This is a genomic window from Burkholderia cepacia (genome assembly GCF_001039005.1).
Classification (GTDB): domain Bacteria; phylum Pseudomonadota; class Gammaproteobacteria; order Burkholderiales; family Burkholderiaceae; genus Burkholderia; species Burkholderia theae.
This window is the reverse complement of record NZ_LDWR01000032.1, coordinates 14,194-39,825: the sequence shown is the minus strand read 5'-3', so window position 1 is coordinate 39,825 and position 25,632 is coordinate 14,194. Positions and strand designations below refer to the sequence as shown.

Below are 25,632 nucleotides of genomic sequence, written 5' to 3'. Positions count from 1 at the left end.
GGTGCGGGGGCGGCCGTGCATGCGCATTCGGGGAGGCCGGTTCAGGAGAACACCTCGAGCCCGTGTTTCTCGACGATCTGGAGCATCCGTGCGGCGATGCCGCTCGGCCGCTTGTCGCCCTGTTCCCATTGGCGGATCGTCGACGTTGTCGTGTTCAGGTAGAGCGCGAACACGCTCTGGCTGACGTTGACGGATTTGCGGATGCGGGCGATCGCTTCCGGATCGAATTGCGGGGCGGCTTCGATGCAGAGATCGTCGTATTCGCGCATCGTTTTCTTGTCGATCAGCGCGGCGCGATAGAGACCCGACGCGGCGCTGTGGATCGCCTCCGTTGCGTCGCTCTTGAATCGACTCTTGGCCATTGCAAATCTCCACCAGCTCTTTCAGTGCGATCAGCGTCGCGATATCGGCGTCGGTGCGGCAGAGTTCGGCATCGGCGATGCCTGCTTTTCTGGCTGCCTTGTGAAACCACTTCGTCTTGAAGACGCGTCGTACGGAAGCAGGCATGTCGGGCCGATCGAATTAGCACAGGATTATATACCACTACGTGGTACATATTTCGACCTCGCCAAATGGCCTGCTTCGTGCCGATACGGGTCGGGACAGCCTCTCGAGGGCCGTCCCGGTCGTCCTGCCTTACTCCACCGTCACCGATTTCGCGAGGTTCCGCGGCTTGTCGACGTCGGTGCCGCGTGCACACGCGGTGTGATACGCGAGCAGCTGCAGCGGCACCACGTGCAGGATCGGCGACAGCTGCCCGTAGTGTTCCGGCATCCGGATCACGTGCAGGCCGTCGTCGTTGACGATCTGCGTATCGGCATCGGCGAACACGTACAGCTCGCCGCCGCGCGCGCGCACTTCCTGCATGTTCGACTTCAGCTTCTCGAGCAGCGTGTCGTTTGGCGCGACCGTGACGACCGGCATCGCTTCCGTGACGAGCGCGAGCGGCCCGTGCTTCAGTTCGCCGGCCGGATAGGCCTCGGCGTGGATGTACGAGATTTCCTTCAGCTTCAGCGCGCCTTCGAGCGCGATCGGGTAGTGCAGCCCGCGGCCGAGGAACAGCGCGTTTTCCTTGCGTGCGAATTCCTCCGACCACGCGATGATCTGCGGCTCGAGCGCGAGCACGCTGTTCAGCGCGGCCGGCAGGTGGCGCAGCTGCTTCAGGAATTCGGCTTCCTGCGCGGCGTCGACGTGCCCGCGCAGCTTGCCGAGCGTCGCGGCCAGCACGAACAGCGCGACGAGCTGCGTCGTGAACGCCTTCGTCGACGCGACGCCGATCTCGGTGCCCGCGTGCGTCAGGAACTGCATTTCGGTCAGGCGCACCATCGCGCTCGTCGCGACGTTGCAGACCGCGAGCGTATGCGTGTGGCCGAGCGACTGCGCATGCTTGAGCGCCGCGAGCGTGTCGGCCGTCTCGCCCGACTGCGAGATCACGAGCACGAGCTGGCGCGGGTTCGGCACCGATTCGCGGTATCGGTATTCGCTCGCGATCTCGACCTGCGTCGGGATCTTCGCGATCGATTCGAGCCAGTACTTCGCGGTGAGGCCCGAGTAGTAGCTCGTGCCGCACGCGAGGATCAGCAGGCTGTCGATGTCCGCGAACGCGGCGGGCGCGGCGTCGCCGAACAGCGTCGCGTCGAACGCGTCGGTTTGCGGCACGGTGTCGCTGATCGCGCGCGGCTGCTCGAAGATTTCCTTCTGCATGAAGTGGCGATACGGGCCCAGCTCGACCGCGCCGCCGTATGCGCTGACGACGCGGATTTCGCGCTGCGCGAGCGCGCCGTTGCGGTCGAGGATCTTCACGCCGTCGAGCGACAGTTCGCACACGTCGCCTTCCTCGAGGAACGTGAAGCGGTCGGTGCTGCCCGCGAGCGCGAGCGCATCGGACGCGAGGAAGTTCTCGCCGTCGCCGTGGCCGACGACGAGCGGCGAACCCTGGCGTGCGCCGACGACGGTGTGCGGCTGGTCCTTGTGGATCACGGCGATCGCATACGCACCGTGCAGCTGCAGCACGGCTTCGCGCACGGCGTCGAACAGGTTGCCGCGATACAGGCTGTGCACGAGGTGCGCGATCACTTCGGTGTCGGTCTGCGACACGAATTCGTAGCCTTTCGCGCGCAGCGCTTCGCGCAGCGGCTCGAAGTTCTCGATGATGCCGTTGTGGACGAGCGCGAGCGCGTCCGACGAGAAGATCGGGTGCGCGTTGTGCGTGACGGGTGCGCCGTGCGTGGCCCAGCGCGTATGCGCGACGCCCGTCGTGCCTTCGAGGTGCGACTCGCGCACCTGCGCGTCGAGATCGGCGACACGTGCGACGCTGCGCGCACGCTTCGGTGCGCCCGGCTCGAGCACGGCGACGCCGCACGAGTCGTAGCCACGGTATTCGAGGCGCCGCAATCCTTCGATCAGCACCGGAACGATATTACGTTGCGCAACTGCGCCGACAATGCCGCACATGAATGGGTCAGTCCTGTAAGTCGACGCGGGCGCCGCACGGGCGCCCGCAAAAGGTTCAGCTTTTCTTCTTGACCGGGCGGACGTAGCCGCTCTTCGTGGTCTGGGTCTTGTCGTTCAACGCGAGAAGACCGTCGGCAACGTCCTTCCAGATCGTCGTGCCGGCGGCGATCGTCACGCCGCGGCCGACGCGCACGGGCGCGACGAGCTGCGTGTCGGAGCCGACGAACACGTCGTCCTCGATCACGGTGCGGAACTTGTTCGCGCCGTCGTAGTTGCAGGTGATCGTGCCCGCGCCGATGTTCACGCGCGCGCCGATGTCGGCGTCGCCGATGTACGTGAGGTGGTTCGCCTTCGAGCCGTGGCCGATCACCGCGTTCTTCACCTCGACGAAGTTGCCGACGTGCGCTTCGTCCGCGAGCTGCGCGCCGGGGCGCAGCCGCGCGTACGGGCCGATCACGGTGTTCGCGCCGAGTTCGGCGCCGTCGATGTGCGTGAACGCATCGATGCGCGTGCCGGCGCCGACCGACGCGTTGCGGATCACGCAGTTCGCGCCGATCGTCACGTTGTCGGCGAGCGTCACGTTGCCTTCGAACACGCAGTTCACGTCGATCGACACGTCGCGGCCGCAGCGCAACGTGCCGCGCACGTCGAGGCGCGCCGGATCGGCGAGCGTGACGCCTTCGACGAGCAGCGTGTCCGCGACATTGCGCTGATGAATGCGCTCGAGTTCGGCGAGCTGCGCCTTGCTGTTCACGCCGAGCGTTTCCCATTCCTCGTCGGGCTGCGACGTGACGACCTCGAAGCCGGCCTCGATCGCGAGTTCGACGACGTCGGTCAGGTAATACTCGCCTTGCGCGTTTTCGTTCTTCAACGCACCGAGCCACATCGACAACTGGGCCGTGGGCGTGACGATGATGCCCGTGTTGATCTCGGCGATCTTCAGCTGTTCCGGCGATGCATCCTTCTGCTCGACGATGCGCGTGACGAAGCCGGACACGTCGCGCACGATGCGGCCGTAACCGGTCGGATCGTCGAGCGTGACGGTCAGAATCCCGTAGCGGCCTTCGCGCGCGGCGTCGACGAGATGCTGCAGCGTCGACGCGCGGGTGAGCGGCACGTCGCCGTACAGCACGAGCGTCGGTTGTGCGGGATCGAGGAGCGGCAGCGCCTGGCGCACCGCGTGGCCGGTGCCGAGCTGTTCGGCCTGCACCGCGAACTGGACGTCGGGTGCGGCGACGGCGGCCTGGACCCGCTCGGCGCCGTGACCGACGACGACGACCAGCCGGGACGGCTGCAGCGTGCGCGCGGTGTCGATGACGTGGGAGAGGAGCGGCCTGCCGGCCAGGGGGTGAAGCACTTTCGGCAGCGCGGAACGCATGCGCTTGCCGGTGCCTGCCGCCAAAATCACGATATTCATGGCGCCAGCTTGTCAGAGGAGTTCGAAGCTGTCCATTTTAGCATGCGGCCCCCGCCGTTCCGGGGCCGCCGCGCCGGTGCGGCAGCGCCGGAAACGGCGGCCGGCGCCCCATTCCGGCGGGTGTTCAGGCCCCGCTTACAGATCGTCGAACTGGACGATCGAGATCGGTTTGGCGGCGCCCGGCGCCGCGGTGTCGTCGCCCGACGCGCACGGTTCCTCGTCGAACGCGATGTCGCCGTGCGGATCGGCTTCGCCGGTCGCGCGCAGCGATGCGAACGGGAACAGCGTCGCGTCCATCAGGTGCGACGGCACGACCTTCGCGAGCGCGTTGAACATGTTCTCGACGCGGCCGGGGAAGCGCTTGTCCCATTCGCGGATCAGCGCCTTCATTTCCGCGCGCTTCAGGTTCGGCTGGCTGCCGCACAGGTTGCACGGGATGATCGGGAATTCGCGCAGCTCCGCGTATTTCTCGAGATCGGTTTCCTTCACGTACGCGAGCGGGCGGATCACGATGTTCTTGCCGTCGTCCGACTGCAGCTTCGGCGGCATCCCCTTCAGCTTGCCGCCGTAGAACATGTTGAGCAGCAGCGTCTGCACGATGTCGTCGCGGTGGTGGCCGAGCGCGATCTTGGTCGCGCCGAGCTCGCCGGCCACGCGGTACAGGATCCCGCGGCGCAGCCGCGAGCACAGCGAGCAGGTCGTCTTGCCCTCGGGCACGAGCCGCTTGACGATGCTGTAGGTGTCCTGGTTCTCGATGTGGAACGGCACGCCGACCTGTTTCAGGTATTCGGGCAGCACGTGCTCGGGGAAGCCCGGCTGCTTCTGGTCGAGGTTCACCGCGACGATGTCGAAGTCGATCGGCGCGCGCTCGCGCAGGCGCAGCAGCACGTCGAGCATCGCGTAGCTGTCCTTGCCGCCCGACAGGCAGACCATCACCTTGTCGCCGTGCTCGATCATGTTGTAGTCGCCGATGGCCTGGCCGACCTGGCGCACGATCCGCTTGAACAGCTTGTTGTTCTCGTACGCTTCCTTCTGCTCGCGGCGCGTCAGCACCTGGCGGCCGGCCGGGGCGGCCGCGTCGAGGGTGGCGGCATCGGCCGCCGTGTCATTCATGTGGGGGGCGTTCATGCGCGCTCCTCGTCCTTGATGCGAAAGACTTCGACGCCGACGGCGTCGCAGTCCGGATAAGCGTCCGGTTTCTCGGTACAGACGCGTACCGCGCGCACGGCATCGTGCGCCAGCAGGTGCGCGGCGATCGAGTCGCACAGCGTTTCCTGCAGGTGGATGTGGCCGCGCGCCACGCATTGCGCGACGCTCTGCTTCATCAGGTCGTAGTCGACGACTTCGTGCAGCCGGTCGTCGACGGGGGTGGACAGCGCGAGCGGCACGAACAGGTCGACGTTGATGACGACGCGCTGCTCGCCGCGCTTCTCGTGTTCGAAGGCACCGATGTTGATGTGCACCTCGTAATCGCGCAGGTAGAGCCTGCGGCAATCCGCGAGGCGGGGGTGCAGGAGAGCGGAAAACATGGTCGTCCCAGTCAAATTGGCGTGCGCGCACGCAAAGCGGCGCGGGCGGCGGCGGTCAAGGCCGCACGCCCGCGCGGTTCATTCATTCGGGCCGGCGGCGGGCGGCACGAGGTGCTCGCCGCCGTCGACGGTCAGCGTCGCGCCCGTGACGCCGGGCGCGCTCGCGAGATAGCAGGCGGCCGCCGCGATGTCGTCCGCGTGCGGCGCGTGGCCGCGCACGAGCGCCGCGACTCGCACCTTCGGCGCGAGCGCGACCGCCAGCGCCGCCGTCGCGCGGTTCAGCGCGGCCTGCATCAGCGCGTGCGACAGCTGTTCCGGCGCCGGGTGAAACAGCGCCTGGTCCAGCACGTGGATCGCACACGCGCGCAGCGCTTCGTGCTCGCGTGCGGCGTCGGGCGTCGCGTCGGCGAGCGCGCGGGCCAGCGCGAGCGGCGCCGTCACGTTGCGCGCGAGCGCGCCGGCGAGCGACGCACCGTCCACCGTGAGCGCGTCGTCGGCACCCGCGCTGGCGCTCACGAACACCGCGCACGCGGGCCGGCCGAGCGCCGCACCGCATGAGGCGACCAGCGCGGCTGCATCGGCTTCCAGGGCCAGATCGGCGTCGAGCACGGCCGCGCGGCGGCCGAGCGCCGCGACTTCGGCGACGATCGCGTCGGCGGCCGCGCGCGGCGCGCCCTGGCTGCGCTGCAGCGCGACGTCCCAGCCGCGCCGCGCGAATCCCGTCGCGAGCGCGCGGCCGATCGACGCGGCGTCGGCCGCGCTGCCCAGGGCACCCGCGACGAGCACCACGCGCAGGGTCGACGTATCGGCTGAAACGGTCATTTACAATGCCGGGATGAACCCGAAAGCTCACGAACCCGCTAGTTTACCTGCTCCCGGCCCTGACGCGCTCGCGCAGTCCGAAACCCTCGCCGCGCAACTGCGCGACGAGATCGCGGCGGCCGGCGGCTGGCTGCCGTTCGACCGCTTCATGGAACGCGCGCTGTACGCGCCGGGCCTCGGCTATTACAGCGGCGGCGCACGCAAATTCGGGCGCCGCGCCGACGACGGCAGCGACTTCGTCACCGCGCCCGAGCTGTCGCCGCTGTTCGCGCAGACCCTCGCGCAACCGGTCGCGGAAGCGCTCGCGGCGAGCGGCACGCGTCGCGTGATGGAATTCGGCGCCGGCACGGGCAAGCTCGCGGCCGGGCTGCTCATGGCGCTGGACGCGCTGGGCGCCGAACTCGACGAATACCTGATCGTCGACCTGTCCGGCGAGCTGCGTGAGCGGCAGCGCGACACGATTTCGACGGCCGCGCCGGCGCTCGCGGCGAAGGTGCGCTGGCTCGACGCGCTGCCCGAGCGGTTCGAGGGCGTCGTGGTCGGCAACGAGGTGCTCGATGCAATGCCGGTGCGGTTGTTCGCGAAGGCGGACGGCGCATGGCACGAGCGCGGCGTCGCGCTCGACGCGCGGCAGGCGTTCGTGTTCGAGGACCGGCCGGCCGCGCCGGCCAGCCAGCCGCCGGTGCTCGCGGGGCTCGCCGCCGAGGTCGCCGACGGCTATGTGACCGAGACGCACGAGGCCGCGCTGGCGTTCACGCGCACCGTCTGCACGATGCTGGCGCGCGGCGCGGTGCTGCTGGTCGACTACGGTTTTCCCGCGCACGAGTACTACCATCCGCAGCGCGACCGCGGCACGCTGATGTGCCACTACCGCCACCACGCGCACGACGACCCGTTCCTGTACCCGGGGCTGCAGGACATCACCGCGCACGTCGAATTCACCGGCATCTACGACGCGGCCGTCGCCGCCGGCGCCGACCTGCTCGGCTACACGTCGCAGGCGCGCTTCCTGCTGAACGCGGGCATCACCGACGCGCTGGCCGCGATCGATCCGTCCGAGATCCGGCAATTCCTGCCGGCCGCGAACGCGGTGCAGAAGCTGATCTCCGAAGCCGAGATGGGCGAGCTGTTCAAGGTGATCGCGTTCTCGCGCGGCATCGACGGTACGCTCGACGCGTTTGCGCGCGGCGATCGCTCGCACGCGCTCTGACGGGGGCCGCACATGCTGCGCTGGCTGATGACGTCGTTCGTCGCGGTGATGATCCTGACACGCTGCTGGCCGTGGCTCGGCAAGCTCGGCATCGGGCGGATGCCGGGCGACGTCACGCTGACGCTCGGCGGGCGGCGCTACCCGTTCCCGTTCATGTCGACGCTGGTGCTGACGATGCTGGTATCGATGGTGGCGCGGCTGCTCTGAGCCGCGCCGAATCGGCGGCGCGCGCTACAGCTCGATCTCGCCGAGAATCCGGTGCGCGAGCGCCTTCGCCTCGTCGAACGCCTCATCCTCGCTGGGGCTCGTCGAGTGGACGTCGTAGCGCGTGTTCTCGGTATCGTCCCCGTCGTCCCGCGAGAGGATCACGTAACCCTGGAACTGCCCGTTGGCCGAATGCTGGGTATGCGCCTTGGCCGTGTAGATGCCTTTCGTGAACGTGTTGGTGTCCATCGTGCTCTCCCGCAAAACGACACTTCATCGTAGCACTGCGGCGCAGCATGTACAGCGGCGCTTATCGGTGACCGAACGGCCCGGTCGGCGCTCGATCAGCGCTCGATCAGCGCGACCACCTCGTCGAGCGTCGGCGCGTGCGCGCCCGTGTGCCGGCATGCGGCGGCGCCCGCCGCCAGCGCGAACCCGAGATGCTCGCGCCACGCGCGCTGCGGCGCGGCCATCAGGCTGAACAGCATGCCGCCGATCGACGCGTCGCCCGCGCCGACGGTGTCGGCCACCTCGACGCGCGGCGGGCTGGCTTCGTGCACGTCGCCGTCCGCGTAGAGCGTCGCCGCCTGCGCGCCGCGCGTGACCAGCACGGCCGCGCGTGGGTTCAGCGCGCGCACCGCCGCGACCGCGTCGGGGCCGTCGCCGCCGAACAGGTGCCGCAGATCCTCGTCGGATACCTTGATCAGGTCGGCGAGCCCGGCCATCTTCTCCAGCGTCGGCCGGTACGCGGCCGTCATCAGGTTCCGGACGTTCGGGTCGAAGCTGATCTTCACGCCGCGCGCATGCAGGTCGGCCGCGAGCGCGGCCAGCGTGCCCGCGAGCGGTTCGCGCACGAGGCTGATGCAGCCGAAATGCGCCCATTTCACGTGGTCGGTCCAGCCGGCCGGCAGCCGCGCGGGATCGAATGCGAGATCGGCGCTCGCTTCGCCGATGAAGAAGTACGCGGGCGGCCGCGTCTCGTGGACGATCGCGAGCAGCGGCGGCCGCGCGACGCGTTGCAGGAAGCGCAGGTCGAGCCCGGCCGCTTCGCTCGTGTGCCACAGCGCGTCGGAGAAGCAGTCCTCGCCGATCGAGCCCGCGAGCGCACTCGGCACGCCGAGCCGCGCGACCGCGCGTGCGACGTTCCAGCCGGCGCCGCCCGGCACCGACGTCCACTGCGCATCGCCCGCCCGCACCATGTCGGTCAGGATGTCGCCCGCCGACACGAAAGCCGGAAACGTGCCGCCGCTCATTGCGTCGGCTCGCTGCGCACCGTGCGTGCGAGGGTCGCGAGCACGTCGTAGCACGCGCCCATCGTGTGATAGTCGGTCTTGCCGGCAGGGCTCTTCTCGTCGCTGTACTTGCGGTTGTCGCAGGTGAGGATCCGGTACCACGCGCCGTAGCGGTGATCGACGAAGTGCGTCCAGCTATAACGCCAGATCTCGTCGTACCAGTCCCAGAAGCGTTCGCTGCCGGTGCGTGCGCCGAGCATCGCGGCCGCCGCGAAGGTTTCCGCCTGCACCCAGAAGTACTTGTTGTGGTCGCAGATCGTGAAGTCGGGGCCGAAGCCGTAGTACAGGCCGCCGTGATCGGCGTCCCACGCGTGCGTCAGCGCCGCGTCGAACAGCTCGGCCGCGCGCGGCACGAGCCAGTCGAGCGGGCGGTGCCGGTCGAGGATCAGCAGCAGCTTCGCCCATTCGGTCTGGTGCCCGGGCTGGAAGCCCCACGGACGGAAGATGTTCGAGCTATCTTCCTTGTTGTAGTCCCAGTCGACCGACCAGTCCGCATGGTAGTGCTCCCACACGAGCCCGCCCGACAGCGCGGCCTGGCGCTGCGTGATGTGGCTCGCGAGCTTTTCCGCGCGATCGAGGTAAGTGAGGTGGCCGGTCGCCTCGTAGGCCGCGAGCAGCGCTTCCGTCATGTGCATGTTCGCGTTCTGGCCGCGGTACGACGACACGATCCAGTTCGGCGTTGCGTCGTCCGCATACAGGCCCGCGGCCGCGTCCCAGAAGCGGTGCTCGGCCAGTTCGTAGGTCGCCGCGATCAGCGGGCGCGCCTCGTCGATGCCGGCCATCGTCGCGTGCGAGGCCGCGAGCAGCACGAACGCGAGCCCGTAGCAGTGGCGCGCGCCGTCGAGCGTCGCGCGCTTCGCGCCGTCGCGCCAGTCGAGTTCCCAGTCGTAGCCCTGCAGTTCGTCGTCCCAGTGCGCGTCGCGCAGGAAGCGCAGCCCATGGCGCGCGTACTCGAGGTGACGCGGATCGCCGAAATGCCGGTACGCCATCGCGTAGTTGAAGACGAACCGGCAGCTGCTGACGAGGTGGCGCGACGTGCGGTTGTAGATGCTGCCGTCGTCGCGGAAGTAGTGGTAGAAGCCGCCCGTCGGGTCGAACGCGTTCGTCGCGTAGAAGCGCAGCGTGTCCTCGATGTGCGACAGCAGGAACGACGGATCGCGGAAGCTCGCGACGAACGGCGCGGCTTGCGTGTGGGCGGCCGGCGCGGCCGTGCAGGGTTGGACCGGGGGCATGTTCATGATTCGGTGGCCGTGGCGATATCGAGTGCCGGGGAGCCGGCGGGCTGGCTGCTGGCCCGCACGATCAGCTCGACGGGCAGGGAAAGCTCGGTGCGCTCGGGAGACTCGGCGAGCAACAGCTCGACGCCGCGGCGGCCGAGCGCTTCCTTGTCGACCGCGAGCGTCGTGAGCGGCGGGCTCGCGTGCGCGGCGGCCGGGATGTTGTCGAAGCCGACGATCGCGATGTCGTCCGGAATCCGCAGGCCGCGCGCGGTGCACACGCGCTGCGCGGCCAGCGCGGCCGCGTCGTTGTACGCGAACACGGCTTCGGGGCGCGGGCCCGGCGCGTCGAGCAGTTGCTCCATCGCACGCGCGGCGCCCGTGTCGGGGTCGAGCCCCGCGTCGATCGTCACTTCGTACGCGGGATCGAACAGCCGCCCAGCCTCGAAGAACGCGCGCCGGTAGCCGATCGCGCGCTGCGCGATGCTGTAGTGCGCGGGCGAGCCGCCGATGAACGCGATCCGCGAGCGGCCGGTGGCCAGCAGGTGGCGCATCGCGAGCGCGGCGCCCGTCGCGTTGTCGATGTTGACCGAACGCAGCCCGGGCGCCCACAGGTCGATCAGCACGAGCGGCCGGCCGGTCGCGGCGAGCGCCTCGATCGTCTCGGGCTCGATGAAGCCGGCCACCGCGATCGCGTCGGGCGCGTGCGGACGCATCTGGCGCAGCACGTCGTCGTTCGGGCCGACCGTGAGCAGCGTCGGCACGATGCCGCGTTCGCGGCATGCATCCTCGACGCCGTGCAGCACGTGCGAGAAGAACGGGCTCGCGGGAAAGCGGTTGTGCTGGCGGTGCAGCAGGAAGGTGAGCCGGCGGATGCGCGGCCGCAACTGCGCGGGATCGTAGCCGAGTTGCTGCGCGATCTCGACGATGCGCGCACGCGTTGCTTCGGACAGGCCCGGCTGGTTTTTCAGCGCGCGGGAGACGGTGCCGATCGAGACCTCTGCCGCCCGCGCCACATCGCGAATGGTGGTACCCATCGTTCGGGGTCCGGTTTGTTTAGGGTGAAAGCGATTGTATAGTAAAACGTATCGCGGAATTCGGGCCGGATAACCGGGGAATACCCGAAAATTACGGGCATTTAGGCGCTAATCTGCGAAAACGACGTTACTAAAAATACTAAACAAAACGCGAAAAAGGCAAGGTGACCGTGCGGGTGCGTGGCGGCGCGCACGGCGGGCGGGAAGTGGACGGGAAGCGAGCGCGCCTCGCGCGTCCACGCGGGGGCTCGGTGGCCTGCACGGGCCGGTCGGAAGCCGGTGCGCAACGGCCCGGCGGAAGACGGGCGGACGTTTGCCCCGTTCGCACGAGGCGCCGCCGTATTCGCGAACGGCAGTCGCCCGCCGTTCAGCGCATCGCCGCGGCCGGCGGTTCGCCGCGATTGCGCAGCGCGGCGCGCCCCGCGTCGAGATCGACGACCGCGAGCCCGTCCGGCTGCTGCTTAGCACGCCGCTTCGCGAGCGCCGCGACCGACGCGATCTCGTCGCTGCCGTAGCGCTGCGTGCCGTGCGCGCCGGCCGGCACGCCGACCGCGCCGATCGCCATCGTCACGAAGCCGAAGAACGCCGGGTTGCCGTGGCGGTCCTCGCCGCGCAGCCCGCCCGCCTCCCGGTCGGCCTGCGTGTAGAAGAGTTGCGCGCCGTCGTTGAAGCGCGCGATCGCGTCGGTGGCGCGCGCGTGCCAGTCGTCGTGCTGGAACAGCACGAGGAAATCGTCGCCGCCGACGTGCCCGAGAAAGTCGCGCTGTGGATCGCACACGCCGGCCAGCACCGTCGCGGCGAATTTCAGCACCTCGTCGCCCTGCCAGTAGCCGTACTGGTCGTTGAACGGCTTGAACTGGTTCAGGTCGACGTAGCACGCATGAAAGCCGGCGTCGCGCTGCAGCAGGCGGTCGATGTGCGCGCTGATCGGGATGTTGCCGGGCAGGAACGTCAGCGGATTCGCGTAACGCGCGGCCTCGATGCGCATCTCGGTCACCGCGCGCACCAGGCTCTCGCCGGTACCGAGCCCGACGTAGCGGCCGTGTTCGGTGATCACGAAGCCGTCCGCGAGATAGCGCTGGTCGTGGCTCGCGAGCAGCATCGCGAGCTGCTCGAACGTCGTCGCGTTGTCGATCATCAGCGGCGCGTCGTTCGCGAACTGCAGGCACGGCTTCTTCCCGAACACCTCGCGGTGGTACGGCAGCGCGAAGCGGTCGATGAAGCCGCGGCGATTCACGAGCGCGACGGGCCGCCCGCGTTCGACGAGCGCGACCGCGTGCAGCTCGGGCATCCGGTTGAACAGGTCGAGCACGTCGTTGCTGGTCGCGTCGCGCGACAGCGCCGGCGCGGAGACGAGCATCTTCGCGGCGATCGTGCCGGCCGGCCGCACGGTGCGCGTCGCGCCGGGAAACACCGCGATGTGCGGCGCGCGGATCGCGTCGCGCGCGGCCGGCGCGACGACCCGCGACGGCTGCGCGTTCGGCCGGCCGAGCAGGAAGCCCTGCACGCAGCAGATGCCCATGTCGCGCACGACGATCAGGTCGCATTCGTTCTCGATGCCTTCCGCGATCAATTGCGCGCCGCTCGCGTGCGCGAAGTGCTGCATCGCTTTCACGGCCTCGAACTTGAGCGGGTCGCGCGCGATGTCGTGGATGAAGAAGCGGTCGATCTTCACGACGTCCGGATGCAGGCGCAGCCACAGGTTCATGCTCGCGTTCGCGGTGCCGTAGTCGTCGAGCGCGAACTGAATGCCGGCGTCGCGCAGCGAGGCGACCGCCGGCCCGATGTGCGCGATGTCCGGCACCGCGTTCTGCTCGGTCAGCTCGATCACGATGCGCTCGGCGCCGACCCGCGCGCGGCCGAGCAGCAGGCGTGCGCGCTCGCGTTCGCGCGCGAGCTGCAGGATCGTGCCCGCGCTGAAGTTGAGGAACAGCTTGCCGTCGCAGCCGAGCGCCGCGAACGCGTCGAGACAGGTGCGCGCGGCGGCCTGTTCGAGCGCGATGGTTGCGCCTTCGCGCGCGGCCTGCGCGAACAGCGCGGCGGGCTGTTCGAGATCGGTGCCGCGCGGGCCGCGTATCAGGCCCTCGTAACCGACGACGGTCCCCGATCCGAGGTCGACGATCGGCTGGAAGACGGCGGCGAGCGCGCGGTCCGCGATCAGGCGCGCGGTGCTGACGGCAGCGGGGGCGGGGTGGAGCGCGGGCATGGGCGAGGGCAGCCGAATCGACGGGACGCCCGGCTTAACGGCACCGCTCGCGGAGAATTGAATGAAGATTTCGTGACGCAATGGGCGCCGGTGGTGCATCGCGTCGCTGCGTGCGTCAGCGCTTGCCCGCGCTCAGCGTGCCGGGCGCGGGCGTCGCATCGTCCTGCCCGCCGCGCTCGCCGCTCATGTCGCGCGCGCCCCAGCGCTGCGCGAGCGCCGCACACGCCATCAGCTGGATCTGGTGGAACAGCATCAGCGGCAGCACGATCGCGCCGACCGCGTTCGCCGAGAAGATCACCTTCGCCATCGGCACGCCGGCCGCGAGGCTCTTCTTCGATCCGCAGAAGATGATCGTGATCTGGTCGGCGCGGTTGAAGCCGAGCCGCTTGCTGACGAACGCGGTCAGCAGCAGCGCGATCGCGAGCAGCACGAGGTTGACGACCAGCAGGCCGCCGAGCGCGTGGGCCGGAATCTGGTGCCACAGGCCCTGGTTGACGGCCTCGCTGAACGCGACGTAGACGACCAGCAGGATCGAGCCCTGGTCGACGAAGCGCAGCACGCCGCGGTTGCGTTCGATCCAGCCGCCGATCACGGGGCGCAGCAGCTGGCCGGCGACGAACGGCACGAGCAACTGCATCACGATGCTGCCGACGGTGCTCCACGGCGACGCGGCGGCGGCCGACTGCGACGTGATCATCAGCCCGACGAGCGCCGGCGTGACGAAGATCCCGAGCAGGCTCGACGCGGATGCCGCGCACACGGCGGCCGGCACGTTGCCCTTCGCGATCGACGTGAAGGCGATCGACGACTGGACCGTCGACGGCAGCGTGCACAGGAACAGCACACCTGCATAAAGCGTCGGCGTGACGAGCGGCTGCAGCACGGGTTTCAGCGCGAGAGCGAGCAGCGGGAACAGCGCGAACGTGCTGAGCAGCACGACCGCGTGCAGCCGCCAGTGGGTCGCGCCCGCGACGACGGCTTCGCGCGACAGCTTCGCGCCGTGCAGGAAGAACAGCAGGCCGACGGCGATGTTGGTCGCCCAGTTGAACGCATGGGCGGCCGGGCCGCGGCAAGGCAGGAGGCTCGCGAGCACGACGGTGCCGACCAGCGCGAGCGTGAAGTTGTCGGGAAGAAAACGGGGACGGGCCATCGGAAACTCGATTCGGAAACGACGAAGGCGCGCGTCGCGCGCGCGGATGGCGTTATTGTCCCGGTTGGTCATTCACTACACAAATTCATTGTGAGAATCGATTGATGAATCGATTGCATGTGACAACGACCACCGCTCACGCCCGGCAATGCGCAAAACGGCAGAAAAATGTTCTGTCGCGTTCGCGCCCTGAAGTGAAAAAACCTAGCAGTAACATGGTGTTACACCGATGCCCGTGACATAACACTTTTTGGCTCGACACATTTTCGGGCCGCTCATAAATTACTGCTGAAAGCCTTGGGTCGGCCGAAAGGAGCCGGCGGCGGGCGTGGACAGGCACTGAACGATGACGGAACGGGTGAAACGGAAGATCGGACGATGGGTGGCAGGCGTGCTCGGCACGCTGCTGATGCCGCTCGCGCTCGCGCAACCGCCCCACGGCGGTCATGCGTTCGGCGGCCACGGCTTCGGCGGCGGCGACATGCGCGCGTACGGTCAAGCGTACGGCCAGGCCGGCGGCGGGCCTGTCTGGCGCCGCGTTCCGCCTCCCGCCGGTGTGCGCCCCGGCGGCGTGAGCAGCTACGGCTCCCGCTGGGGGCTGCGGCCGACGCCGTCGTACGGCCATTACGCCGCGCAAAGCCCGTATCGTCCGATCAGCGCCGACGCGCGCCAGATGCCGCGCCCGCCGGGCGGCGGCAACGTGCCGCTGCGCGCCGGTTCGATCCGCGCCGACGTCGCGCGCTACAACGAGGAGCGCGGCGGCCGTCCGATGCCGCCGCCCCGCTCGCAGGAAGAGCCTGCACACTCACCGCTGTTCTCCCCGTTCTACCGAAACTGAGCGCCCGCGCGCTCGTCCCCCCGCCGGCTGATGCGAATTCGCCACAGTCGCGCGCAGATTTCCGCTGATTTTCCCGTCGCATTGCGCTATCTTTCGCGCCCGGCTCGCGTGTGCCACGCCGCCGTCCCGCCGCGCCGTCGCTTTTGCGCCGGGCCGCCGACGTGTACCCGGCCATGTATCGATTCCTCGAAGTTAATGCTGGCGCTATACCAGCAATAAGTGTGCGCAATTTTGACCGGACGAATGATCCGTAAAGATGGCTGCGCCCCATACGACGCAAGCACTCGGCTCCATAAAACAACGCTCGCGCCACTTATCGACTATTCGACAAAACCTGGAGATCCCATGAAAGCATTCGCCCGCCGTGCGTCGCGCACGTCCGTCAAGCTGATCGCAGCCGCCGCCTGCGTGGCGGCTACCGCTCCCGTCCATGCGCAATCGAGCGTTTCGCTCTACGGTCAGGTCGACGAATGGGTCGGCGCAACCAAGTTCCCGGGCGGCGACCGCGCGTGGAACGTGAGCGGCGGCGGGATGTCGACGTCGTACTGGGGCCTGCACGGCACCGAGGATCTCGGCAACGGCTACAAGGCGATCTTCACGCTGGAAAGCTTCTTCCGCGCGCAGAACGGCCAGTTCGGCCGCTTCCAGGGCGACACGTTCTTCGCGCGCAACGCGTATGTCGGCATCGATTCGCCGTACGGCACGGTGACGGCCGGCCGCCTGACGACGCACCTGTTCCTGTCGACGATCCTGTTCAACCCGTTCTACGACTCGTACACCTTCTCGCCGATGGTGTATCACGTGTTCCTCGGCCTCGGCACGTTCCCGACCTACCCGAGCGATCAGGGCGCGGTGGGCGATTCGGGCTGGAACAACGCGCTGTCGTACACGTCGCCGTCGTTCGGTGGCCTGAATTTCGGCGCAATGTACGCGCTCGGCAACCAGGCCGGCGACAACCGTTCGAAGAAGTGGAGCGCGCAGTTCAACTATGCGAACGGCCCGTTCGCGGCGACCGCCACGTATCAGTACGTGAACTTCAACAACGGCCCGCAGGACCTGAGCGCACTCGTCACCGGCATGAAGAGCCAGGGCATCGCGCTGGTCGGCGCGACCTACGACCTGAAGCTCGTGAAGCTGTTCGGCCAGTACATGTATACGAAGAATGACCAGGTCGCGGGCAGCTGGCACGTGAACACCGCGCAGGGCGGCGTGTCGGTGCCGCTCGGCGTGGGCAGCGCGATGGCGTCGTACGCGTATTCGCGTGACGCCGGCGGCCTCGACCAGACGCGGCAGACCTGGGCGGTCGGCTACGACTATCCGCTGTCCAAGCGCACGGACGTCTACGCGGCGTACATGAACGACCACATCAGCGGCCTGTCGAGCGGCAACACGTTCGGCGCAGGCATCCGCGCGAAGTTCTGACGCGCACGCGCGATCGGTGCGCCGGACGCACGCGGAAATCGCGCGTCCCGTCTACATGTTTTCCCGCCCGAAACGGCGCCGCCACCCGCGGCGCCGTTTTGCCTTTGTTGACCTTTCTGTTTCCTCGCCTTTGTTACCCTATCTCGTAATTGGACCATTCCCCCGTCATTACGAGCTAGTTCGATGGATACCCTCGTCAGCATGAATGTGTTTCGCTACGTCGTCGAAGTGGGCAGCTTCGTCGGCGCGGCCGAGCGCATGCAGATGTCGGCTGCGATGGCGAGCAAGCACGTGATGCATCTCGAGCAGCAGCTCGGCGCACGGCTGCTGCATCGCACGACACGACGCGTCGCGCCTACCGAGGCCGGACGCGAATATTACGAGCGCCTCGTGCAGGCGCTGTCCGAACTCGACGAAGCCGGGCAGGCCGTCGGCGCCGCGAGCGTGGTGCCGCAAGGCAGGCTGCGCGTGACGTCGCTGTCCGCATTCGGGTTGCGGCACGTGATGCAGGCCGTTACCGATTACGCGGGCCGGTTCCCGGACGTGACCGTCGACATGACGCTGTCCGATCGCGTGGTCGACCTGATCGAGGAAGGCTACGACGTCGCGGTGCGTGCGGCGCCGAACGGCTTGAAATCGTCGTCGCTGGTCGCGCGGCAGATCGCGACCGCACACATCCTGCTGGTCGCGTCGCCCGAGTATCTCGACAAGCACGGCACGCCCGACACGATCGCCGATCTCGCGCACCACAACTACCTGCGGCGCGACTCGAATTCGACGATGCTCGACTCGCTGGTGATCGATGCGGCGGCCGCGTCGCGCGTGAACCTCAACGGCAACCTGATCGTGAACCATCTCGAAGGGCTGCGTGCGGCCGTGCTCGCGGGCGCGGGCATCGCGCTGCTCGGCACCGAAGTGGTCGGCGACGATATCGAATCCGGCCGGCTCGTGCCGGTGCTGCTCGATTCGGTGCCGCCGCACGAGGCGCCGATCTATGCGGTCTACGCGAGCCGCCGGCACGTGTCCGCGAAGGTGCGTTCGTTCGTCGATTTCCTGGCGGCGCGTTTCGAAGGGCAGTCGCTGTGCCCGTCGATCGAGTCGCGGCTGCGCGTGCTGCCGATCACGCGGATCAAGCGCACAGGCTAAGCGGCGCGTCCCGCTGCGACGGGGCCATGAAAAAAGCGCGAACCATTGCGGTTCGCGCTTTTTGTTTGGTCCGGCGTTAATCGTCGTTGCGGCGGTCGGATCATGGCCGCCGCATCCTTCAGCGCGTAATGCCGAGCCGCGCCTTCGCGTCGTCGTACTCGCGCTTCAGGCGCTCGACGAGCGCGCCCACGCTCGGCAAGTCGTCCATCAGGCCGACGCCCTGGCCGGCACCCCAGATGTCCTTCCACGCCTTCGTCTTGTCGCCGCCGAAATTCATCTTGGTCTTGTCGGATTCCGGCAGCGCTTCCGGATCGAGGCCGGCCTTCTCGATGCTCTCGCGGATGTAGTTGCCGTGCACGCCCGTGAAGAGGTTCGTGTAGATGATGTCCGAGGATTTCGCGTTGACGATCGCGCGCTTGTAGTCGTCGATCGCGTGCGCTTCCTGCGTCGCGATGAAGCGCGTGCCCATGTACGCGAAATCGGCGCCCATCGCCTGCGCGGCGAGGATCGAGCCGCCGTTCGCGATCGAGCCGGACAGCACGATCGGACCGTCGAAGATCTTGCGGACTTCGCCGACGAGCGCGAACGGCGACGTCGTGCCCGCGTGGCCGCCGGCGCCGGCCGCGACCAGGATCAGCCCGTCGACGCCGGCTTCGAGCGCCTTCTGCGCGTGGCGCAGGTTGATCACGTCGTGCAGCACGATGCCGCCGTAGCTGTGCACCGCGTCAACGATCTCGCGCGCCGGCGCGCGCAGGCTCGTGATGAAGATCGGCACCTTGTGCTCGACGCAGACGCGCACGTCGTGCTCGAGCCGCGCGTTCGACTGGTGGACGATCTGGTTGACCGCGATCGGGCCGATCACCGCGTCGGGGTGTTGCGCCTTGTGCTCGGCGAGCGCCGACTGAATCTGCGTGAGCCACTCGTCGAGCAGTTCGGCCGGACGGGCGTTGAGCGCGGGGAACGAACCGACGATGCCCGCCTTGCATTGCGCGAGCACGAGTTCGGGGTAGCTGACGATGAACATCGGCGACGCGATGACGGGCAGCGTCAGGTTCTGCAGGACAGTGGGCAATGCCATGTGATGTCTCCAGTCTCCAGGGGCGGTCGGCACCCGCGCGGTCGCGCTGACGCCGACACCATGCTTTGCGTTTCGAACGGTGATTCGAGTGTAGCTGCGGAACGACTTCGTTCGCTCATATTAATACGAACGGTCGTGCGATTCTACGCGAGCTTAACAAACTGCGCGGTGTGGCGGCAATCGAGTGAGTGTTCTCGTTCTACGGATTCTGGTGGCTACCCCACTGTGAAGACGCGCAAGCGCTCCTAAAATAGCCGCCATAACAAACCAACGAGAAATAAACCATGTCGTTTGAGGCGTTTGCACCGTTTCGCGTGACGGTGCAGGACACCGACATCTTCGGTGTCAAAGGAGGCACGGGCCCGCCGCTTCTGTTGCTGCACGGGCATCCGCAAACCCACATGATCTGGCATCGCGTTGCCGCGACGCTCGCGAATCACTTCACGGTGATCGCCACCGACCTGCGCGGATACGGCGCATCGGGCCGGCCGCCGAGCGACGCGCAGCACGTGCCGTATTCGAAACGTGCGATGGCGGCCGACCAGGTCGCCGTGATGCGGCATTTCGGCTTCGAGCAGTTCCACGTGTGTGCGCACGATCGCGGCGCGCGTGTCGCGCACCGGCTCGCGCTCGATCACGCGGACGCCGTCGAGCGGATGATGCTGCTCGACATCGCGCCGACGCTCGCGATGTACGAGAAAACCGATCGCGCGTTCGCGACCGCGTATTTCCACTGGTTCTTCCTGATCCAGCCGGAGCCGCTGCCCGAGACGCTGATCGGCGCGCATACCGATGCGTATATCGAGCGCGTGATGGGCAACCGGTCCGCCGGGCTCGCGCCGTTCGCGCCCGAGGCGCTCGACGCGTACCGTGCCGCGCTCGCGCAGCCGGGCGCCGTGCATGCGATGTGCGAGGACTACCGCGCGTCGGCGACGATCGATCTCGAGCACGACCGTGCGGACCTCGAACGCGGCAACAAGGTCGCGTGCCCGCTGCGCGTGCTGTGGGGCGCGAACGGGATCGTCGGCCGCTGCTTCGATCCGCTCGACGAATGGCGGCGCGTCGCGCGCGACGTCAGCGGCCGTGCGCTCGAGTGCGGGCACTACATTCCGGAAGAGGCGCCCGTCGCGCTGATCGACGAACTGCTCGCGTTCTTCGAGGCGCGCGACCCAGCCGCGTAAGGGGCGCGCGCGGGCGGCGCGCGCCGCCCGCTCAGCGGTGCGCGCCGTCGTCCTCGGCGAGCGGCGGCAGCCGGCGCGGCACGGGCGTCGATTTCACGATCGCGGTGCTCGTCTCCGCGCGCTCCGTCACCTTCGACAGGATGTCGTCGAGGTGCTCGATCGTGCGCAGGTAGAGCCGGCAGATGAAGCAGTCCTCGCCGGTCACCTTGTCGCATTCGACGAATTCGGGAATCCGCCGCAGCAACTCCTCGACCAGATGCAACTGGCCGGGCAGCGGCTTCACGCGGACGATCGCCTGCAGCGTGTAGCCCAGCGCGCGCGGATCGAGCTCGACGGTGAACGCGGCGATCACGCCTTGCGCCTCGAGCCGCCGCACACGGTCGGCGGTCGCGGGTGCCGACAGCCCGATCTGCCGTGCGAGTTCGCTGGTTGCGATGCGCGCGTCGTCGGCAAGCGCCGCGAGGATCGCGCGGTCGGTCGCGTCGAGCGACGTGACGGCAGGCGGGGAAAGGCGTTTCGGCATGATCGCTTTGCTTTCGAAGGTGAATCGGTTATTTCACTTCAGTTTAGCCATGGTTGCGACGAAAGCAAGTTTCTAGAATCGAAGTCATCCACTCTCTTCAACGGAGTTCATGATGGCCTCGAATGAAATGCGCCGCGGTGCCGCCGAGATGATCGTCGCGATGATGATGTCCGGCACGATCGGCTGGCTGGTGATGTCGTCGAAGCAGCCGCTGACGAACGTTGTGTTCTTCCGCTGCCTGTTCGGCGCGGCGACGCTCGCGATCGTCTGCGCGGCGTTCGGCTTCCTGCGCCGCTCGCTGTTCTCGCCGCGGATGCTCGCGCTCGCGACGCTCGGCAGCGTTGCGATCGTCGCGAACTGGCTGCTGCTGTTCGCCGCCTATTCGCGCGCGTCGATCTCGATGGCGACCGCTGTCTACAACACGCAGCCGTTCATGCTCGTCGCGCTCGGCGCGATCGTGTTCCGCGAACGGATCTCCGCGTCGACGATCGCGTGGCTCGCGCTCGCGCTCGCGTTCGCCGGGCTCGTCTTCGTGGTGCGGGTCGAACCCGCCGTGCTCGCGGTGCCGGGCGAATATCTGGAAGGCGTCGCGCTGTCGCTCGGCGCGGCATTCCTGTATGCGATCTCGTCGATCGTCACGAAGCACCTGAAGGGCACGCCGCCGCATCTGCTCGCGCTGCTGCAGGCCGGCCTCGGCGTCGTGCTGCTCGCACCGTTCGCGCACTTCGGCACGTTGCCGGCGACCGCCGCGCAGTGGCTCGACCTCGTCGTGCTCGGCGTCGTGAACACGGGCCTGATGTATGTGCTGCTGTACGGCGCGATCCAGAAGCTGCCGACCGCGATGACCGGTGCGTTGTCGTTCGTCTATCCGGTCGTCGCGATCGTCGTCGATCACGTCGCGTTCGGGCAGACGCTCGCGTGGACGCAGGTGTTCGGCGCGCTGCTGATCCTGCTCGCGGCGGCCGGCGTGAATCTCGGCTGGCGCATCGTGCCCGTGCGTCGCGCGGCGGTCGGCAACTGAAACGATCGTACGATTCGGCGCCGCTGCGGGGCATCGCCGCGGCTTGCCTGGTGTGTTGGTCGGGAACGAGGATTGCGCGCGGATTGCACCCGAAAGGGGCCCGCGCGCACGCGTGAAAAACGCTGTAAGAAGTTGTAGGGAAACACCCGATGCAATGCGGCCGCGTCGCTCGTATGATGCGGGCTGTGACGTTGATCACGTTCACAGGATTCCGATCTCGACGCCGTTCGCCCGTGAGGCTGAACGGCTTTTTTTTATGTCTCGCTGCCGGCGATCAGGCGCCGCCGCGCATCGAGCCGCGCGAGCAGCGCGCGCCTCGCGTCGTCGTCCGACGCACGCCACTCCTTGATCTCGCCGCGCGTGCGCAGGCAGCCCGCGCACCAGTCGGTGCGCGGATCGATCCTGCAGACGTCCGTGCACGGCGATGCGACCGTGCCGACTACCACTGCCACCGGCACGTCGCTCATGCCTGGTCCCGCAATGCGACATCCGCGACCGGCGCGCCCGTCAGCGACACGAGTTCGTGCGGCGACAGGTTGAACACCGCGTGCGGATGGCCGGCGGCGGCCCACAGGCTGTCGAGCTCGAGCAGATCGGCGTCGATCAGCGTGACGGGTTCGACGAGATGGCCGATGGGGCAGACGCCGCCGATCGCGTAACCGGTGTTGTCGCGCACGAACTTCGCGTCCGCGCGGCCGACCGCGCCGACCTGCGCGGCGACCTTCTTCTCGTCGACCCGGTTGACGCCGCTCGCGACCACCAGCACGGGCGCGCCGTCCGACTGCCGGCGAAACAGGATCGACTTCGCGATCTGCGCGACCGAGCAGCCGAGCCCGGCCGCGGCCTCGGCCGAGGTCTTGCCGGTTTCGGCGAGCATCACGATGCCTTTCGCATGTCCGCGCTCGCGCAGCAGCAGCGCGACGCGCCGCGCGGAATCAGGGAGGGAATCGAATGAAGCAGGTGTCGTCATATTGAGGAATCCATGGAATGCCGGGGTCAGACGCAGTTCGCGGCGTCGGCCGCGCTCTGCGCCTTGGCGATCAGCGCGCGGCCGGCGCGCGACACGTTCGTGCGGCCGATCGCGTTCGAGATGAAGTCGCCGGCGGCGACCACCTGCTCGAGATCGACACCGGTGTCGATGCCGAGGCCCTGCAGCAGGTACAGCACGTCTTCGGTCGCGACGTTGCCGGTCGCGCCCTTCGCGTACGGGCAGCCGCCGAGGCCGGCGACCGACGCGTGGAAGATCTCGATCCCTTCGAACAGCGCCGCGTAGATGTTCGCGAGCGCCTGGCCGTAGGTGTCGTGGAAGTGGCCCGACAGGCGTTCGCGCGGGAACACGCGCGTGACGGCCGAGAGCACTTCGCGCGTGCGGTTCGGCGTACCGACGCCGATCGTGTCGGCGATGTCGATCTCGTCGCAGCCGAGCGCCGCGAAGCGTTCGACGACGTCGACGACCGATGCGACCGGCACCTCGCCCTGATACGGGCAGCCGAGCGCGCACGACACGCTGCCGCGCAGCCGCAGGCCCGCATCCTTCGCGGCCTTCGCGACGGGCTCGAAGCGCGCGATGCTCTCGGCGATGCTGCAGTTGATGTTCCGCTGCGAGAACGCCTCGCTTGCCGCGCCGAAGATCACGACTTCGTCGGCGCGCGCGGCGAGGGCGTTCTCGAAACCCTTCAGGTTCGGCGTGAGCACCGAGTACACCGTACCCGCGCGGCGCTCGATGCCGGCCATCACGTCGGCGCCGTCGGCCATCTGCGGCACCCATTTAGGCGATACGAACGACGCGGCCTCGATGTTGCGAAAGCCGGCGCGCGACAGGCGGTCGACGAGCGCGATCTTCACGTCGGTCGGCACGAAGGTTTTCTCGTTCTGCAGCCCGTCGCGCGGGCCGACTTCGACGATCTTGACGGCGGTGGGGAACGTCATGGTTGTCTCCTGGTTCCTGATATCTGGGCAAGGCGGAATTCAATAGCCGCGCGCGTAGTCGACGATGCCGCCGACGCGCTCGCCGCGTTCGAATGCGCGGATCTTGCCGGCGATCTGTTCTATGGCCTCCGCGCGCAGTGTCTCGGCCGAGCTGTGCGGCGTGATGGTGATACGCGGCGCGCGCCAGAACGGATGGTCTTCCGGCAGCGGCTCGCGATGGAACACGTCGAGCGTCGCCGCGGCGATCCGGCCGCTCTCGAGCGCGTCGAGCAGGTCGGCCTCGACGAGATGCGCGCCGCGCGCGACGTTGACGACGTACGCACCGGGCGCGAGCCGCGCGAACGTGTGCGCCGACAGGATGCCGTCCGTGTCGGGCGTGCTCGGCAACAGGTTGACGAGCACCTTCGCGCCGTCGATGCACGCGTCGAACGCACCGTCGCCGGCGAAGGTCGTGATGCCGTCGAGCTGCTTCGCGCTGCGGCTGTAACCACGCACGGGCAGGCCGAGTGCGGCGAGCGCGAGCGCGACCTGCGCGCCGAGCACGCCGAGGCCGAGCACGGCGACGGTGAAACTCGCGCGCGGATGCGGTTCGAGCGGGTGCCAGCGGCGCTCGCGCTGCTGCGCGTCGTATTCGTCGAAGCGGCGCAGGTAGCGCAACACCGCATGCGTCACGTATTCGACCATCTGCTGCGCCATGCCCGAATCCTCGAGCCGCACGAGCGGCACGTGTGGCGGCAGCGTGCCCGGATGCGCACGGTCGAGCGCAAGCAGCGCGTCGACGCCCGCACCGAGGTTGAAGATCGCGCGCAGGCCGTCGCGCGGCGCGAAGAACTCGTGCGGCGCGCGCCAGACGAGCGCGTAGTCGGCGGCGGCCGTGTCTCCCGGCTGCCATGCGCGCAGTTCGGCTTCCGGCAGCGCGTGCGCGATCTCGTCGCGCCACGCGCCGGCTTCCTGGTGAGGCGAATAAAAAAGGATCCTCATCGCGTGATTTCGTGCACGCCGGTGCGGCGCGTCACGGGACAGGCGGGGTGGAACGGGCGCAGCGCGCCGGCGGGCGTAGCGGACATCGGGGCGTCTCCTGACGACCGGGCCCGGCGCGTCGGCGCCCGGCCCGGTTCCGTGTGAAGCTGACGGGAAGCCCACATTCTACGGTTTCGCGGCGCAATGCGTGCCGGTGCGCGGACGGGCCGCCCGGCGCGGGGTGGCCCGCCCCGGGTCGCCGCCCCGCGGATGGCCGCCCCGCGCAAAAGCAAAGCACAAAATATTGGTTCGGCCGCCGGATACGGCGCGCCACAATCGAACCCCGTCTTCAAGCAAGTGAGGGCAATCATGCGCGCATGCAGCAAATCGGCGTGGCCGCCGCGGCTCGTCACCGTTCCGGGCCTGCACGGCAGCGAAGGCGCTCACTGGCAGACCTGGCTGGAACGACAGTTCCCGCGCTCGCTGCGGGTCGAGCAGGACGACTGGGATGCGCCCGATCTCGTGCGCTGGGCGCAATCCGTGCGCGCGCTGCTCGACCGCGAGCGCGGCCCGTTCGTGCTGGCCGCGCACAGCTTCGGCTGCCTCGCGACCGCGCATGCGCTCGCGCAGTGGCCGCATGCCGGCGACGTCGCGGGCGTGCTGTTCGTCGCGCCCGCCAGTCCGGCGAAATTCAAGTTCGCCGGGCCGTTCGACGCGCGCCGGCTCGCGGCGCCGTCGATCGTGATCGGCAGCGAGACCGATCCGTGGATGCCGCTCGCCGATGCGCGCACGCTCGCGCAGCGCCTGGGCAGCGCGTTCGTGAACCTCGGCGACGCCGGACACATCAACACGGCCGCCGGTTTCGGGCCGTGGCCGCGCGCGAAGTACTTCATCGACACGCTCGTCCATTGCGCGGCGCCGCTGCGTTTTCGCGACGCGGACGACGGCTTCGAAGCCGCGCTCGTCGACCGCGCGCTCGCGCACGCGGTCTGACGG

General features: G+C 68.4%; 26 protein-coding genes. 8 read left to right on the top strand and 18 right to left on the bottom strand.

The features are described 5' to 3' along the window. Positions 1–41 precede the first annotated feature (41 nt). The 6 genes from VL15_RS19185 to VL15_RS19160 form a co-directional block, all read right to left on the bottom strand. Entirely contained in the window at positions 42–362 is a 321-nt protein-coding gene (locus VL15_RS19185; RefSeq protein WP_048247801.1) for a helix-turn-helix domain-containing protein, read from the bottom strand. 274 nt (positions 363–636) lie between these two features. Further along, positions 637–2,454 (bottom strand): glutamine--fructose-6-phosphate transaminase (isomerizing), encoded by a 1,818-nt coding sequence (gene glmS, locus VL15_RS19180; protein WP_048247799.1) that lies wholly within the window; start codon positions 2,452–2,454, stop codon positions 637–639. 55 nt (positions 2,455–2,509) lie between these two features. Beyond that, complete coding sequence (gene glmU, locus VL15_RS19175) at positions 2,510–3,871, bottom strand: bifunctional UDP-N-acetylglucosamine diphosphorylase/glucosamine-1-phosphate N-acetyltransferase GlmU (protein ID WP_048247798.1); 1,362 nt, start codon at positions 3,869–3,871, stop codon at positions 2,510–2,512. 135 nt (positions 3,872–4,006) lie between these two features. Continuing rightward, positions 4,007–4,999 (bottom strand): tRNA 2-thiocytidine(32) synthetase TtcA, encoded by a 993-nt coding sequence (gene ttcA / locus VL15_RS19170; RefSeq protein ID WP_048247796.1) that lies wholly within the window; start codon positions 4,997–4,999, stop codon positions 4,007–4,009. Continuing rightward, the gene (locus VL15_RS19165; RefSeq protein ID WP_048247794.1) at positions 4,996–5,400 is read right to left on the bottom strand and encodes a dihydroneopterin aldolase; all 405 of its coding nucleotides are present in this window, start codon (positions 5,398–5,400) and stop codon (positions 4,996–4,998) included. Before VL15_RS19165 ends, ttcA begins: the two co-directional genes overlap by 4 nt. A 78-nt stretch (positions 5,401–5,478) precedes the next feature. Beyond that, a complete protein-coding gene (locus VL15_RS19160; RefSeq protein ID WP_048247792.1) occupies positions 5,479–6,222 on the bottom strand; it encodes an SDR family oxidoreductase in 744 nt (247 codons plus the stop codon). 13 nt (positions 6,223–6,235) lie between these two features. Here VL15_RS19160 and VL15_RS19155 point away from each other — a divergent pair, with 13 nt between their 5' ends. Together VL15_RS19155 and VL15_RS19150 are read left to right on the top strand one after the other, a co-directional pair. Then, on the top strand, positions 6,236–7,432 hold the full coding sequence (locus VL15_RS19155) for a class I SAM-dependent methyltransferase (protein ID WP_048247790.1): 1,197 nt from the start codon (positions 6,236–6,238) through the stop codon (positions 7,430–7,432). Positions 7,433–7,444: 12 nt separating this feature from the next. Continuing rightward, entirely contained in the window at positions 7,445–7,639 is a 195-nt protein-coding gene (locus VL15_RS19150; RefSeq protein ID WP_031399528.1) for a DUF2905 domain-containing protein, read from the top strand. Between the two features lie 24 nt (positions 7,640–7,663). Here VL15_RS19150 and VL15_RS19145 read toward each other — a convergent pair whose 3' ends face one another. The 6 genes from VL15_RS19145 to VL15_RS19120 all read right to left on the bottom strand — a co-directional run bounded on the left by VL15_RS19145 (position 7,664) and on the right by VL15_RS19120 (position 14,538). Further along, on the bottom strand, positions 7,664–7,885 hold the full coding sequence (locus VL15_RS19145; RefSeq protein ID WP_048247788.1) for a hypothetical protein: 222 nt from the start codon (positions 7,883–7,885) through the stop codon (positions 7,664–7,666). Between the two features lie 95 nt (positions 7,886–7,980). Beyond that, positions 7,981–8,889, bottom strand: a complete 909-nt coding sequence (locus VL15_RS19140; RefSeq protein WP_048247786.1) for a carbohydrate kinase family protein — start codon at positions 8,887–8,889, stop codon at positions 7,981–7,983. After that, positions 8,886–10,166 (bottom strand): AGE family epimerase/isomerase, encoded by a 1,281-nt coding sequence (locus tag VL15_RS19135; RefSeq protein ID WP_048247785.1) that lies wholly within the window; start codon positions 10,164–10,166, stop codon positions 8,886–8,888. The genes VL15_RS19140 and VL15_RS19135 overlap by 4 nt, the downstream gene beginning before the upstream one ends. Beyond that, positions 10,163–11,182: a LacI family DNA-binding transcriptional regulator gene (locus VL15_RS19130; RefSeq protein WP_048247783.1), complete on the bottom strand. Its 1,020-nt coding sequence runs from the start codon at positions 11,180–11,182 to the stop codon at positions 10,163–10,165. Before VL15_RS19130 ends, VL15_RS19135 begins: the two co-directional genes overlap by 4 nt. A gap of 367 nt (positions 11,183–11,549) precedes the next feature. Continuing rightward, the gene (locus VL15_RS19125; RefSeq protein WP_048247781.1) at positions 11,550–13,388 is read right to left on the bottom strand and encodes an EAL domain-containing protein; all 1,839 of its coding nucleotides are present in this window, start codon (positions 13,386–13,388) and stop codon (positions 11,550–11,552) included. Positions 13,389–13,503: 115 nt separating this feature from the next. After that, the gene (locus tag VL15_RS19120) at positions 13,504–14,538 is read right to left on the bottom strand and encodes a bile acid:sodium symporter family protein (RefSeq protein WP_048247824.1); all 1,035 of its coding nucleotides are present in this window, start codon (positions 14,536–14,538) and stop codon (positions 13,504–13,506) included. Between the two features lie 346 nt (positions 14,539–14,884). Here VL15_RS19120 and VL15_RS19115 point away from each other — a divergent pair, with 346 nt between their 5' ends. The 3 genes from VL15_RS19115 to VL15_RS19105 all read left to right on the top strand — a co-directional run bounded on the left by VL15_RS19115 (position 14,885) and on the right by VL15_RS19105 (position 17,944). Continuing rightward, entirely contained in the window at positions 14,885–15,376 is a 492-nt protein-coding gene (locus tag VL15_RS19115) for a hypothetical protein (protein ID WP_048247778.1), read from the top strand. Between the two features lie 345 nt (positions 15,377–15,721). Then, positions 15,722–16,798 carry a porin gene (locus VL15_RS19110; protein ID WP_048247776.1) on the top strand — a complete coding sequence of 359 codons (1,077 nt, stop codon included), beginning with the start codon at positions 15,722–15,724 and terminating at the stop codon, positions 16,796–16,798. Between the two features lie 183 nt (positions 16,799–16,981). Continuing rightward, entirely contained in the window at positions 16,982–17,944 is a 963-nt protein-coding gene (locus VL15_RS19105; RefSeq protein WP_048247775.1) for a LysR family transcriptional regulator, read from the top strand. A 118-nt stretch (positions 17,945–18,062) separates the two neighbouring features. Here VL15_RS19105 and VL15_RS19100 read toward each other — a convergent pair whose 3' ends face one another. Continuing rightward, a complete protein-coding gene (locus VL15_RS19100) occupies positions 18,063–19,022 on the bottom strand; it encodes an NAD(P)H-dependent flavin oxidoreductase (RefSeq protein ID WP_048247773.1) in 960 nt (319 codons plus the stop codon). A gap of 284 nt (positions 19,023–19,306) precedes the next feature. On the opposite strand from VL15_RS19100, the gene VL15_RS19095 reads away from it, so the two are divergent. Continuing rightward, entirely contained in the window at positions 19,307–20,203 is an 897-nt protein-coding gene (locus VL15_RS19095) for an alpha/beta fold hydrolase (RefSeq protein WP_048247771.1), read from the top strand. A 31-nt stretch (positions 20,204–20,234) separates the two neighbouring features. Here VL15_RS19095 and VL15_RS19090 read toward each other — a convergent pair whose 3' ends face one another. Next, positions 20,235–20,726, bottom strand: coding sequence for an Lrp/AsnC family transcriptional regulator (locus VL15_RS19090; RefSeq protein WP_048247769.1), 492 nt, complete (start codon positions 20,724–20,726; stop codon positions 20,235–20,237). Positions 20,727–20,838: 112 nt separating this feature from the next. Here VL15_RS19090 and VL15_RS19085 point away from each other — a divergent pair, with 112 nt between their 5' ends. Continuing rightward, positions 20,839–21,747 (top strand): DMT family transporter, encoded by a 909-nt coding sequence (locus VL15_RS19085; protein ID WP_048247767.1) that lies wholly within the window; start codon positions 20,839–20,841, stop codon positions 21,745–21,747. Between the two features lie 254 nt (positions 21,748–22,001). Here VL15_RS19085 and VL15_RS19080 read toward each other — a convergent pair whose 3' ends face one another. The 4 genes from VL15_RS19080 to VL15_RS19065 are packed head-to-tail and all read right to left on the bottom strand — an operon-like array spanning position 22,002 to position 24,657. Then, positions 22,002–22,214: a DUF1289 domain-containing protein gene (locus VL15_RS19080; protein ID WP_048247765.1), complete on the bottom strand. Its 213-nt coding sequence runs from the start codon at positions 22,212–22,214 to the stop codon at positions 22,002–22,004. After that, on the bottom strand, positions 22,211–22,717 hold the full coding sequence (locus VL15_RS19075; RefSeq protein ID WP_048247763.1) for a YbaK/EbsC family protein: 507 nt from the start codon (positions 22,715–22,717) through the stop codon (positions 22,211–22,213). Before VL15_RS19075 ends, VL15_RS19080 begins: the two co-directional genes overlap by 4 nt. A gap of 26 nt (positions 22,718–22,743) precedes the next feature. Next, positions 22,744–23,676 (bottom strand): hydroxymethylglutaryl-CoA lyase, encoded by a 933-nt coding sequence (locus VL15_RS19070; protein ID WP_048247761.1) that lies wholly within the window; start codon positions 23,674–23,676, stop codon positions 22,744–22,746. Between the two features lie 39 nt (positions 23,677–23,715). Next, positions 23,716–24,657 (bottom strand): 2-hydroxyacid dehydrogenase, encoded by a 942-nt coding sequence (locus VL15_RS19065; protein WP_048247757.1) that lies wholly within the window; start codon positions 24,655–24,657, stop codon positions 23,716–23,718. A gap of 348 nt (positions 24,658–25,005) precedes the next feature. On the opposite strand from VL15_RS19065, the gene VL15_RS19060 reads away from it, so the two are divergent. Beyond that, positions 25,006–25,629, top strand: a complete 624-nt coding sequence (locus VL15_RS19060) for an RBBP9/YdeN family alpha/beta hydrolase (protein WP_048247756.1) — start codon at positions 25,006–25,008, stop codon at positions 25,627–25,629. The last annotated feature ends 3 nt before the right edge of the window (positions 25,630–25,632 follow it).

Excerpts from the sequence above, each read along its gene's own strand:
- VL15_RS19185 (WP_048247801.1), bottom strand. The coding sequence starts at position 362 with ATGGCCAAGAGTCGATTCAAGAGCGACGCAACGGAGGCGATCCACAGC.
- glmS (WP_048247799.1), bottom strand. The coding sequence starts at position 2,454 with ATGTGCGGCATTGTCGGCGCAGTTGCGCAACGTAATATCGTTCCGGTG.
- glmU (WP_048247798.1), bottom strand. The coding sequence starts at position 3,871 with ATGAATATCGTGATTTTGGCGGCAGGCACCGGCAAGCGCATGCGTTCC.
- ttcA (WP_048247796.1), bottom strand. The coding sequence starts at position 4,999 with ATGAACGCCCCCCACATGAATGACACGGCGGCCGATGCCGCCACCCTC.
- VL15_RS19165 (WP_048247794.1), bottom strand. The coding sequence starts at position 5,400 with ATGTTTTCCGCTCTCCTGCACCCCCGCCTCGCGGATTGCCGCAGGCTC.
- VL15_RS19160 (WP_048247792.1), bottom strand. The coding sequence starts at position 6,222 with ATGACCGTTTCAGCCGATACGTCGACCCTGCGCGTGGTGCTCGTCGCG.
- VL15_RS19155 (WP_048247790.1), top strand. The coding sequence starts at position 6,236 with ATGAACCCGAAAGCTCACGAACCCGCTAGTTTACCTGCTCCCGGCCCT.
- VL15_RS19150 (WP_031399528.1), top strand. The coding sequence starts at position 7,445 with ATGCTGCGCTGGCTGATGACGTCGTTCGTCGCGGTGATGATCCTGACA.
- VL15_RS19145 (WP_048247788.1), bottom strand. The coding sequence starts at position 7,885 with ATGGACACCAACACGTTCACGAAAGGCATCTACACGGCCAAGGCGCAT.
- VL15_RS19140 (WP_048247786.1), bottom strand. The coding sequence starts at position 8,889 with ATGAGCGGCGGCACGTTTCCGGCTTTCGTGTCGGCGGGCGACATCCTG.
- VL15_RS19135 (WP_048247785.1), bottom strand. The coding sequence starts at position 10,166 with ATGAACATGCCCCCGGTCCAACCCTGCACGGCCGCGCCGGCCGCCCAC.
- VL15_RS19130 (WP_048247783.1), bottom strand. The coding sequence starts at position 11,182 with ATGGGTACCACCATTCGCGATGTGGCGCGGGCGGCAGAGGTCTCGATC.
- VL15_RS19125 (WP_048247781.1), bottom strand. The coding sequence starts at position 13,388 with ATGCCCGCGCTCCACCCCGCCCCCGCTGCCGTCAGCACCGCGCGCCTG.
- VL15_RS19120 (WP_048247824.1), bottom strand. The coding sequence starts at position 14,538 with ATGGCCCGTCCCCGTTTTCTTCCCGACAACTTCACGCTCGCGCTGGTC.
- VL15_RS19115 (WP_048247778.1), top strand. The coding sequence starts at position 14,885 with ATGACGGAACGGGTGAAACGGAAGATCGGACGATGGGTGGCAGGCGTG.
- VL15_RS19110 (WP_048247776.1), top strand. The coding sequence starts at position 15,722 with ATGAAAGCATTCGCCCGCCGTGCGTCGCGCACGTCCGTCAAGCTGATC.
- VL15_RS19105 (WP_048247775.1), top strand. The coding sequence starts at position 16,982 with ATGGATACCCTCGTCAGCATGAATGTGTTTCGCTACGTCGTCGAAGTG.
- VL15_RS19100 (WP_048247773.1), bottom strand. The coding sequence starts at position 19,022 with ATGGCATTGCCCACTGTCCTGCAGAACCTGACGCTGCCCGTCATCGCG.
- VL15_RS19095 (WP_048247771.1), top strand. The coding sequence starts at position 19,307 with ATGTCGTTTGAGGCGTTTGCACCGTTTCGCGTGACGGTGCAGGACACC.
- VL15_RS19090 (WP_048247769.1), bottom strand. The coding sequence starts at position 20,726 with ATGCCGAAACGCCTTTCCCCGCCTGCCGTCACGTCGCTCGACGCGACC.
- VL15_RS19085 (WP_048247767.1), top strand. The coding sequence starts at position 20,839 with ATGGCCTCGAATGAAATGCGCCGCGGTGCCGCCGAGATGATCGTCGCG.
- VL15_RS19080 (WP_048247765.1), bottom strand. The coding sequence starts at position 22,214 with ATGAGCGACGTGCCGGTGGCAGTGGTAGTCGGCACGGTCGCATCGCCG.
- VL15_RS19075 (WP_048247763.1), bottom strand. The coding sequence starts at position 22,717 with ATGACGACACCTGCTTCATTCGATTCCCTCCCTGATTCCGCGCGGCGC.
- VL15_RS19070 (WP_048247761.1), bottom strand. The coding sequence starts at position 23,676 with ATGACGTTCCCCACCGCCGTCAAGATCGTCGAAGTCGGCCCGCGCGAC.
- VL15_RS19065 (WP_048247757.1), bottom strand. The coding sequence starts at position 24,657 with ATGAGGATCCTTTTTTATTCGCCTCACCAGGAAGCCGGCGCGTGGCGC.
- VL15_RS19060 (WP_048247756.1), top strand. The coding sequence starts at position 25,006 with ATGCGCGCATGCAGCAAATCGGCGTGGCCGCCGCGGCTCGTCACCGTT.